The sequence below is a fragment of the Borreliella bissettiae DN127 genome (assembly GCF_000222305.1).
Classification (GTDB): Bacteria; Spirochaetota; Spirochaetia; order Borreliales; family Borreliaceae; genus Borreliella; species Borreliella carolinensis.
The window spans coordinates 21,359-30,502 of sequence record NC_015918.1 but is presented as its reverse complement, the minus strand read 5'-3'; the positions used below and the strand labels follow the sequence as shown (position 1 = coordinate 30,502).

12 protein-coding genes and 3 pseudogenes are annotated in these 9,144 nt (G+C 30.4%); 5 read left to right on the top strand and 10 right to left on the bottom strand.

Annotated elements, in window-relative coordinates:
- The first annotated feature begins 342 nt into the window (after positions 1-342).
- Positions 343-966, top strand: coding sequence for a hypothetical protein (locus tag BBIDN127_RS07770; protein ID WP_014023186.1), 624 nt, complete (start codon positions 343-345; stop codon positions 964-966).
- Between the two features lie 22 nt (positions 967-988).
- On the opposite strand, the gene bdr is transcribed toward BBIDN127_RS07770, so the two are convergent.
- From bdr to BBIDN127_RS06665, 4 genes are all read right to left on the bottom strand, one after another.
- A complete protein-coding gene (gene bdr, locus BBIDN127_RS06680) occupies positions 989-1,666 on the bottom strand; it encodes a Bdr family repetitive protein (RefSeq protein ID WP_044055042.1) in 678 nt (225 codons plus the stop codon).
- 78 nt (positions 1,667-1,744) lie between these two features.
- The gene (locus tag BBIDN127_RS07685; RefSeq protein ID WP_014023184.1) at positions 1,745-2,149 is read right to left on the bottom strand and encodes a DUF226 domain-containing protein; all 405 of its coding nucleotides are present in this window, start codon (positions 2,147-2,149) and stop codon (positions 1,745-1,747) included.
- A gap of 156 nt (positions 2,150-2,305) precedes the next feature.
- A complete protein-coding gene (locus tag BBIDN127_RS06670; RefSeq protein WP_014023183.1) occupies positions 2,306-2,701 on the bottom strand; it encodes a hypothetical protein in 396 nt (131 codons plus the stop codon).
- Positions 2,702-3,036: 335 nt separating this feature from the next.
- A complete protein-coding gene (locus tag BBIDN127_RS06665; protein WP_014023182.1) occupies positions 3,037-3,417 on the bottom strand; it encodes a hypothetical protein in 381 nt (126 codons plus the stop codon).
- On the opposite strand from BBIDN127_RS06665, the pseudogene BBIDN127_RS07945 reads away from it, so the two are divergent.
- Positions 3,403-3,791: pseudogene (locus BBIDN127_RS07945) on the top strand (hypothetical protein); the annotation flags it as partial. The gene BBIDN127_RS06665 and the pseudogene BBIDN127_RS07945 overlap by 15 nt on opposite strands.
- A 62-nt stretch (positions 3,792-3,853) precedes the next feature.
- On the opposite strand, the gene BBIDN127_RS07970 reads toward BBIDN127_RS07945, so the two are convergent.
- From BBIDN127_RS07970 to BBIDN127_RS06640, 6 genes and pseudogenes are all read right to left on the bottom strand, one after another.
- Entirely contained in the window at positions 3,854-3,988 is a 135-nt protein-coding gene (locus tag BBIDN127_RS07970; protein WP_267879466.1) for a hypothetical protein, read from the bottom strand.
- Between the two features lie 191 nt (positions 3,989-4,179).
- A pseudogene (locus tag BBIDN127_RS06655) lies at positions 4,180-5,004 on the bottom strand (DnaB helicase C-terminal domain-containing protein).
- A gap of 5 nt (positions 5,005-5,009) precedes the next feature.
- On the bottom strand, positions 5,010-5,462 hold the full coding sequence (locus BBIDN127_RS06650; protein WP_233421668.1) for a DUF226 domain-containing protein: 453 nt from the start codon (positions 5,460-5,462) through the stop codon (positions 5,010-5,012).
- A gap of 259 nt (positions 5,463-5,721) precedes the next feature.
- Positions 5,722-5,844 (bottom strand): hypothetical protein, encoded by a 123-nt coding sequence (locus BBIDN127_RS07965; RefSeq protein ID WP_014023178.1) that lies wholly within the window; start codon positions 5,842-5,844, stop codon positions 5,722-5,724.
- Between the two features lie 60 nt (positions 5,845-5,904).
- The gene (locus BBIDN127_RS07940; protein WP_014023177.1) at positions 5,905-6,126 is read right to left on the bottom strand and encodes a hypothetical protein; all 222 of its coding nucleotides are present in this window, start codon (positions 6,124-6,126) and stop codon (positions 5,905-5,907) included.
- Positions 6,127-6,150: 24 nt separating this feature from the next.
- Positions 6,151-7,443: pseudogene (locus tag BBIDN127_RS06640) on the bottom strand (plasmid maintenance protein).
- A gap of 146 nt (positions 7,444-7,589) precedes the next feature.
- On the opposite strand from BBIDN127_RS06640, the gene BBIDN127_RS07935 reads away from it, so the two are divergent.
- The 3 genes from BBIDN127_RS07935 to BBIDN127_RS06630 all read left to right on the top strand — a co-directional run bounded on the left by BBIDN127_RS07935 (position 7,590) and on the right by BBIDN127_RS06630 (position 9,141).
- A complete protein-coding gene (locus tag BBIDN127_RS07935) occupies positions 7,590-7,811 on the top strand; it encodes a hypothetical protein (protein WP_233421667.1) in 222 nt (73 codons plus the stop codon).
- Positions 7,772-8,074 (top strand): hypothetical protein, encoded by a 303-nt coding sequence (locus BBIDN127_RS07930; RefSeq protein WP_233421666.1) that lies wholly within the window; start codon positions 7,772-7,774, stop codon positions 8,072-8,074. Before BBIDN127_RS07935 ends, BBIDN127_RS07930 begins: the two co-directional genes overlap by 40 nt.
- 374 nt (positions 8,075-8,448) lie before the next feature.
- Positions 8,449-9,141 (top strand): plasmid maintenance protein, encoded by a 693-nt coding sequence (locus BBIDN127_RS06630; protein WP_014023175.1) that lies wholly within the window; start codon positions 8,449-8,451, stop codon positions 9,139-9,141.
- The last annotated feature ends 3 nt before the right edge of the window (positions 9,142-9,144 follow it).

The window sequence follows — 9,144 nt, the reverse complement described above, 5'->3', positions numbered from 1 at the left end:
ATAGATATTTCCACTCTAAAGATTAACCCAAATAGATAAAACTATACCTATCAAGCAGCAAAACTTTAACTATAAAAAATAAAACTTTAACTAGAATTTTTAAAAATGATAAAACTTTAACCCAAAATAATAAAACTTTAATTTTTGCAATTTTTACATAAAAGTGTAAAATGTTTTTATGTTTTTATGTTTTTATGTTTTTATGTTTTTATTCAAGTTCTTTTTTAAAAAAAACCTGCTAAACAGAAAAATTTTTACAAAATAAATCCGGATGAATTCATTCTAATTAGCAAACATCTTATCAATTCTACTAGCACTACTCACCAATTACTTGGAATTATTATGGCTTCTGGAATTTCATTAGCTCATCTAAAAAATCAAAATATCAAAACTCCTTACAATTTCAAATCCGATATACTTTCTTATGCATTGGATAACGGTTTACAAATTGAAACATATTCTCTAATTTGCTCTAATGAAATTTCCAGATGTATTGAAAATTTAGACAAAAATAGATTACTATCTATTGATGCACGTAGAATTAATTATGTGGCAAACAATATATTTGGTTTTAGGATTACTGCTAAACAACTGAAAATTATTTACTCTTTGATTGCAAAGTCAAAAGAAACTCTAAACGAAATTACATATAACTCTAACTCACAAAACTTCTTTTTAGTTAAAACACCTTGCATATTAAATCTATCACAAAAACTTAATTACATTAAATCATTTGCACCTCTAAAGCTCAATCAAAGCAATCTAAATCATTATTTAAACAGTTCTACTGGAACCAAACTTACAATTATTAATCCGATTTCGAATTTTTTCACTGAAAAGGAACCTTGCAAAAATTTGTATAATCTAAAATTATACATTAATGCAAACCTAAAAAAACTGGGAATCTATAAAAATACTAACAAATTGCAAAAGCACATTATATCTAAAATTTTTTTTCTTGATTAAGGTAAAAAATTCTTTGCAATTTCTATTTGAAATAACTGCTAATTAATGACGTAATGAGGGGAGTTAGAATAGATATAGCAGTGGGCACAACTACTACTGCAATAATAACTATTCTGTTGCTGACTTTAAGCTTTTCCGAATAAACTTTGTTATTAGCTTCCAGCTTTTCCGAATAAACTTTGTTATTAGCTTCCAGCTTTTCCAAAAGAACTTTGTTATTAGCTTCCAGCTTTTCCAAAAGAACTTTGTTATTAGCTTCCAGCTTTTCCAAAAGAACTTTGTTATTGACTTCCAGCTTTTCCAAAAGAACTTTGTTATTGACTTCCAGCTTTGCTTCTAGCCTTTGTTCCAAATTAAACATATCTTTTTGTAAATTCTTTTCTACACCATCTATTTTGGCATTTAAATTCTTTTCTACGTTATCAATCTTAACATCTAAATTGTCTATTTTTAGATTTAAATTCTTTTCTACATTGTCAATCTTAGTATTGAGCTCATTCTTTACGGTATCAATCTTGAACTCAAGATTATCAAACTTTATTCCAAATTGTTTTTCTAAATTTTCTAAATCTCTATATGTTAGCTCATTATGATAATATCTTTTTGATAAATCTTGAGCTATTAGTTGTTCCATGCCTAATCGAAGAAACTCTTTATATATTTGCTCTTCAGTAATATTTGTTGCTAACACCGATTCCATATTTTTTTCTTCCTGCTTGCAAAAAAGCATTTACTAAGCATATTGTATCACAAATATCAGACAAATAACAGCTCATTTTCAAAACTTACGAAATCGACTGCGTACACGCAGATGGGGTGGGGGATTGATCAGATTACCAATTTGATCAAGTCTTTCTTCCCTTTTTTGCTTAATTTTTGCAACCCACTTAGTAATAATTCCTTCGGGCTGTAAATCTTTGGAATAAAACTTGAACACTTCTTGTTCTAACTTCAAAATTTTCTTATACAATTTTCTAATAGAGCGAATATTCCGACCGTCAACGAAATAAGATATAGTATGAACATACATAAACACACTTCCCGTTTTGAACCTAAATTCAAGGTAATAAGCCTTATTGAAGGTTTTGAAATTTTTTTTAGAAAATCTACAAACAGAAGCATAATCGGTGAAAAACCTATTTCCCTTGATTCTTTTGTATCCGTAAAAAATTCCGTAAAACACATCATAACCTTACCCCCCAAAATCTCTTTTTTGAAAAAAGTATGATTATGAAAAGGTATTTGATTTTTAGTAGTTACAACAACCTTTTTTTTAGTTGGTGTTTTTACTGGGCTTTTTACTACCCTTTTTATCCTAAAATTAATACATCACTCCTTTCTAACTTCCACCTTGCCTCTTACCTCCCGATCCGGGAACTGCTGCAACACCAGAACCATCCTTCTGCAATCTACCAAGAAATATCTCTTTGTAGTCTCTAACAATTCTGGCCAAAATTTTCTTTAAACTAGAATACCTTTTTGCCTTACAAATATATTCAAGACCATCTACCTTCTCAATAGTAAATCCCAGTTTGGCGTTGTACTTTTTCTGAATCCACTCATCCAAGAACTTGTAAACATACTCATAGTCCAAATCTTCCGGTTTTAACTTAGGGAAATTGGTAATGCTTTTATCCTTAGCTTTATTTTGTACTTCGGTACTTCTGTAAATATGCCAAATTTTGTCCCTTCTCAAATAAAGACTTCTTACTAAATGTTTCATTCTTATTTTCATTTTACCTCCTAAAGCCAAATAGGCTCAAATTACTTTTTTACTAATTCCCAAACTATCAAGTGTAAGGCCTTTGAGAGACTTGAACCCCGAAGAATCCTTAACAATGCCTTTTGTAATTTCTGTTTCGTAAATTCTTCTATAAGGCAGCTGCTGCGACTGCTGAAGCTGCGGCGGCGTGCCCCTATTTACAACTTAAGTACTTAATTTCAAAGTACCAAACTTTAACCCGGAAATCTTAAGAAGATTTGAGAATTTTAAACTTTAACCCAAAAAGCAGAAACTCATAAAATTTTGACTTTTACCCATAACAGTATATAATATTATTATGTTTTTTTTCAAATTTTTTTCCAAACCGTAAAATCAAAAATATTTTTTGCTACGTAATTAATTTTGTCTGCACCAATGGATAGTAGCTTATTTTTGTTTAAATTTTCAATACACCTAGAAATTTTATTACTGCAAATTAGAGAATATGTTTGAATTTGTAAACCGTTGTTTAACGTATAAGAAAGTATATCAGATTTGAAATTGTAAGGAGTTTTGATGTTTTGATTTTTTATATGAGTTAATGGAATTCCAGAAGCCATGATAATTCCAAGTAATTGGTGAGTAATGCTATAAGAATTGATAAGATGTTCGCAAATTAGAATGAATTCATCTGGATTGATTTTATGATAATTTTTTTTTCTTAGCAGGTTACCATTACTACCAAACAACTAAAAATTATTCATTCTTTGATTGCTAGGTCAAAAGAAACACTACATGAAATCAGATATAACTCTAATTCACAAAACTTCTTTTTAGTTAAAACGCCTTGTATATTACATCTGTACCAAAAGCTCAAATATATCAAGTCATTCGCACCTTTAAAGCTCAATCAAAATAATCTAAATTATTATAGAAACAGCTCCAATGAGCTTACATCTATTATTACAAATTTAATTTCAAATTTTTTTAATGAAAATTAGCCTTGCAAAAATTTGTATAATCTAAAATTATACATTAATGCAAACCTAAAAAACTGGGAATCTATAAAAATACTAACAAATTGCAAAAGCGCATTATATCTAAAATTTTTTTTCTTGATTAAGGTAAAAATTCTTTGTAATTTCTATTTGAAATAGTTGCCAATTAATAGCATAATTAAGGACGCTAAAATAGAAAAACAATGGGCAAAACTACTGATGCAATAACAACTGACACTCTGTTTTTCACGCTAAGCTTTTCCAAAAGAACTTTGTTATTGGCTTCCAACTTTGTTTCTAGCCTTTGTTCCAAATTAACCATATCTTTTTGTAAATTCTCTTCTAAAGTATCAATCCTAATCGCAGAAATTCTTTATATATTTGCTCTGCAGCAATACTTGTTGTCACCACTGATGATTTCATAATTTACTCACCTGCTAAAATACATTGTAACACAAATCAAGGCTAAATAACAGAATATTCTCAAATCTACAAATCTAACAAATCTAAATTTCAATTCGAAAATTTTATAGTTTTTGGAGTAAAACCTAAATTGGCAATCCCAATATAACCGTTTCTATTTTTAGCAACTATCACTTTTACTTTAGTTGTATTATTACCTTTAGAAGTATTCCGCCCTTTACGTTTTTCCCTCTCTTGATGTAAAAAAATTACAATATCCGCATGCCATTGTAATGCTGCCGATTCTCCCAAAGTTGCCAAACTGGGTTCTACAACCTCAGCGCTTCTGGAAACTTGAGATACAACTATTATTGGAATTCCAAGTTCAAGAGCAAGCGAACGTATATTACGACTCAAAAATGCAACTTGCTCAAAACAAGGAATATTATTCTGTAACACGGGAATCAAATTAATGTAATCGATAAAGATAATTTTTACATCGTGGTTCAATTTCATTTGTCTGGCTTTATCTTCTAACTCATATATGTCAGTACCCCAAACGCTATTAATCCAAAAAGAAAAATTACTAACCTCAGAAACTGATTTATGATAAGCGTCCAGTTCACTTTTATTTAGCTAACTGATGTTGTCAATCAACTTACTATACTCTATGCCCGAATTCATCGATAAAAGCCTACGAGCGCCAGATTTACTTGTCATTTCATATGTAAACCATCCAACACTCAAATTTTGTTCTAAACATATGTTGTGAGCAATATTGAGGGCAAAAGCTGTTTTGCCAATACTGGGTCGTGCTCCAATTACTACAAAATTTGATTCCCGAAAGCCTTGTACAATAGCATAAAGATCTCTAAACCCGCTCTGTAAGAAATTTTCATTTTCACAAGTTGACCTTATAAGATTTGCAACTTTCATATAGGTTATTCCTTTAGTAACATTACAAATTCAAAATCTACGCAGTCGACTACGTAGCAGACTGCGAAGCAAACTAGGATTATCCTCTTTCCCAACTTTTTCTGATTGATTTTATCTATCCACTTAGTTATAATACACTCGCCCTGGGGATTCAAATCTCGACCATAAAACTTAAATACTTCTTTTTCTAACTCCATCAAGCGTACATGTAATTTTTTCTGCTCCCTATTATAACTATCTCGATCCTTAAGCAAATAAGCTATAGCGTGGAGATACAAAAACACACTACCCTTTTTAAACCTAAATTCAATAAAATACGATTTATTAAAAGTCTTAAATATTTTTTTAGAAAAGCTACAAACAGAAGTATAATCTCTGTAAAATGGATTATTTTTAACCTTACTGTACCCGTAAAATACGCCTAAAAACGCATCTCCCTCCTTTACGGGGTACAACATAATAAATTTTCTCTCTTTGTTAAGAGAATTTATAAAATAAACACAGAACTTATGCTTCCAGGCCCGCCACCCCTTATATACATTCATCAACCTTGTATGGTACATGGTTTTATCATCAATAATTTCCTTTTTAAAAAAAGAATGGTTACGAAAAGGTATCTGCTGTTTAGCAGCTTCAACAACCTTTTCAGAACTTGTGGGCTTTACTGGTGTTTTTACTACCCTCTTTACTATTCTAAAACTAATACATTACTCCTTTCTAACTTCCAGATGGTTTTGGTCCCGAATCTCCCGATCCAGGAACTGCTGCTACACCACCAGGACCATTCTTTTGCAATCTACCAAGAAATATCTCTTTATAGTCTTTAACAATTCTGGCCAAAATTTTCTTTAAACTAGAATACCTTTTTGCCTTACAATATATTCAAGACCATCTACCTTTTTAATAGTAAAACCCCAATTTATTGTTGTACTTTTTCTGAATCCACTCATCTACGAACTTGTAAACATACTCATAGTCAAAATCTTCCGGTTTTAAATTAGGGAAATTGGTAATGCTTTTGTCCTTAGCTTTATTTTGTACTTCGGTACTTCTGTAAATATGCCAAATCTTGTCCCTTCTCAAATAAAGACTTCTTACTAAATGTTTCATTCTTATTCTCATTTTACCTCCTAAAGCCACTTAGGCTCAAATTACTATTTTATCAATTTCAAGGCTCTCAAGAGCAATTCCTTTAATTGTCTTGAAGCCCAAGGAATCCTTAATAATGTTACTTCTTCCATAGATGCTATTTCTATTCTCCCTTAAGTAAATTCTCTCCGGCGGCGTATTTAAGCTATCTTGCTCCTGATTATTTGATAATTCTCCTGTTTGCGTTTGCACTTGTGCTTGCAATTGACCATTAATCCTCTCCAAACGCTCTCTACTACGCTGTTCTCTTTCTCTAGCCTCCATTGTAAGCACTTTTTTCACATAATCATTAAGCTCAACTTTTTTCTTAACAAACTCTCCAAACCTTTCCTTCCAAATAACTTCATAATCGCTAATAACCCCGTCCATACGCTTCATCATCATCCAAACTTTATATCGGTAAATAGAGAACTGATCCAAAAAGTGTTCAAGCAAATACTTCAAATTACTCTCCTTGTGTTCGTCTAGGGCCTTATCCAGATTATATAGCGAATCTCTGTAAGTTGTGGGATTATTGCTAAGATCTTTTATTCGGCTAAGAAAATCTTTTGGGACATTCCTTTCGATCAATTTAGTTTCAATATCTTTTTTTCAAAATTAATATTGTTTTTTTGAATTCTTATAATTACTATAGCTTATATTAGCTTTATTAAATACAGCCGGCGGCGAGTGGTGCGACATTGTGGTGCGACTATCAATATCTTGATTAGCTGGGGCAATGTCACATGAGGTTTCTAAAAAAATATTTTCAGATAATCTTTCTGAATGTCTAGAAAATTTATCTGAAAAATTGTTAGAGAAATTAGGGGCCCCATTGGACGTATCGGAAAGATACTTTAATGGATTGTTAGTAACATTATAAAATTTAGCAGTCTTAGAAACATTAAACGCCGCATTTTTGATGTCTTCGTCAAAATCACCAACTATTTTTTTATTCTCAAGCTTTTCATAAAGTAATTGAACAAGATGTTCCCAAATTATTTCCTTATGATAAGCCACAAGCTCAGTATTTTGTATATAATAAGCAACACTCCCTTGTCCCTTGCTGTCCTTGCCAAACTTTCTTAACTTAGTTTTAATCAAGCCAATTTCGTTAAGCAGTTTAAGATCCCGCTGCACAGTGCGCACACTAACAACCTTTTTACCATCTTTTTTGAGCAGATCAGCAACCAGCCTATAAATATCGCGTGCCGAATAACGAACAACTCCACAAGAGTTTTTGTAATTTTGATTTTTGACATCAATCACCCAATAAACCTTTAAAAGTCTATCGTATTGGTTGGATCTCATTTTTTTGATCAGTGTTACAGCGTACAAGCAAATGGTAAATGCAAGAAATCGATTTACAGGTCAAATTATTAACAATACAAAAGCACAAAAATACAAAAGTAAATTTGCTTTGGTGGGTATAAATAGCAGATTTCGATTTCACAAAATTGTGTAAAAATTTCGTTTTAGGAGTTGAACATAAAGCATGTGTTCATCAAACTGAAACTGCAATAGTTAATGTTGAATCACCCACCATCAAACCGGGAGACCTAGTTTATTCAAGTGGGTCAAGCGAAATGGGAGAAGTACTGGTAAAAGCTGCAACTGCAACAGCGGGAGTTGGTCCTATTTGTGGATTCGCCTTAAAAAAACAAATATTGCTTTACTAGAAAGTAAAAATTACTCACCGGGAGAACTAATTCCAATAAGACGTGCTGGAGAAATAGCCGTTGCGTTAGACAGTACCTTTACAACTCCTAAAATTGGTGATTTTGTCTTCTTAAAGGCAGGGAAACTTGTAAAAGACGGCAAAGGGAGTATGCAAGTTGGCAGAATCAAAGATGTTAGTATTGAAACAAGTAGTAAAGTGGTTTTGCTTGATGTTAATATTGGGCCTGAGTTTGAGTCTAATGGCAACAGAAAATTCGCGTGAACGCAAACATTTATGGAAAAAATAGGAGGTATATCTTGAGTAGAAGTATTTTTGCAAAAGCAAGCGGTAGTTACAGTGGAGATTTTAATGATATTTAGAATGGCAGAGTAGAAAAATATGAAAAAAATTTTTAAATTACTTGATATTTTATATTTTTTAGTATATAACATTGGCATTGATAGTTCATAATTTATTATACAACTATCAATGCCTTGAAAAAGACCTTTAGCTTTTGCTAAAGGTCTTTTTCTTTTATTCTACTAGTGGAATAGAAGAATTATTTTTACATAAAAAATAATTCATTCTCAAATATTTACTTTCCAATTAAAATTGTGTATCATAAGCATGATTGTAAATACAGTTAGGAGTATAGAATGCAAACAAACAATCTTAAAATTCAAATCAATGTAAATCTATTAAAAAAATATCAAATCAGATATTATAAAATCTTATCAATACTTAAGTATTTCCAGAAAAATGCTATTAAATATAATCAAAAACTTATTTTAAATACATTAAATTATTTTCTAGCCCAAGATGGACTTAAGGAGATTGCACTAAGAACCCTTAGAAAAGATTTAACTTGGTTATGTAATAAAAGTATTATTAAAAAAACTTTATTAAGATTAGGAGAAGGGAATGGTTCATATATAAGATATTCAGTCAACAAATACAGTAATAATAATTTAAACTGTGTACTTAAAAATAAGCAAAATACTATTGAACATGATGCTAACATAATATATAAATTTACAAAAGAAACACAAAAAAATTACTTCAAAAATAAAGGGGTTAGAGCTTCTAGTCTAAAAAATGCAACTAAAAATGTCAGTCATATTATAAATAATAAAAAACATATAAATAATAAAGAAAAAGTTTCACACAAAACAAAAAATAAAAATTTAAATTCCATAGATTTAAAAATAAAAACTTTATTAAAATTTAAAAAAATAAATTTCTTAGATAAGGTTAAAGAAAATTCTAACAAAAGAAAATATTTATATAAAAGAATAGAGACAAAAGAATGGTTAGAAAGAATTAAAAATCAAATATGTTACGACAAATAAGAG

Bases quoted from the DNA above. Each gene is read 5' to 3' on its own strand.
- BBIDN127_RS07770 (WP_014023186.1), top strand. From the start codon at position 343: ATGGCTTCTGGAATTTCATTAGCTCATCTAAAAAATCAAAATATCAAA.
- bdr (WP_044055042.1), bottom strand. From the start codon at position 1,666: ATGGAATCGGTGTTAGCAACAAATATTACTGAAGAGCAAATATATAAA.
- BBIDN127_RS06670 (WP_014023183.1), bottom strand. From the start codon at position 2,701: ATGAAAATAAGAATGAAACATTTAGTAAGAAGTCTTTATTTGAGAAGG.
- BBIDN127_RS07970 (WP_267879466.1), bottom strand. From the start codon at position 3,988: ATGGTTAATTTGGAACAAAGGCTAGAAACAAAGTTGGAAGCCAATAAC.
- BBIDN127_RS06650 (WP_233421668.1), bottom strand. From the start codon at position 5,462: ATGTTGTACCCCGTAAAGGAGGGAGATGCGTTTTTAGGCGTATTTTAC.
- BBIDN127_RS07940 (WP_014023177.1), bottom strand. From the start codon at position 6,126: ATGAGAATAAGAATGAAACATTTAGTAAGAAGTCTTTATTTGAGAAGG.
- BBIDN127_RS06630 (WP_014023175.1), top strand. From the start codon at position 8,449: ATGCAAACAAACAATCTTAAAATTCAAATCAATGTAAATCTATTAAAA.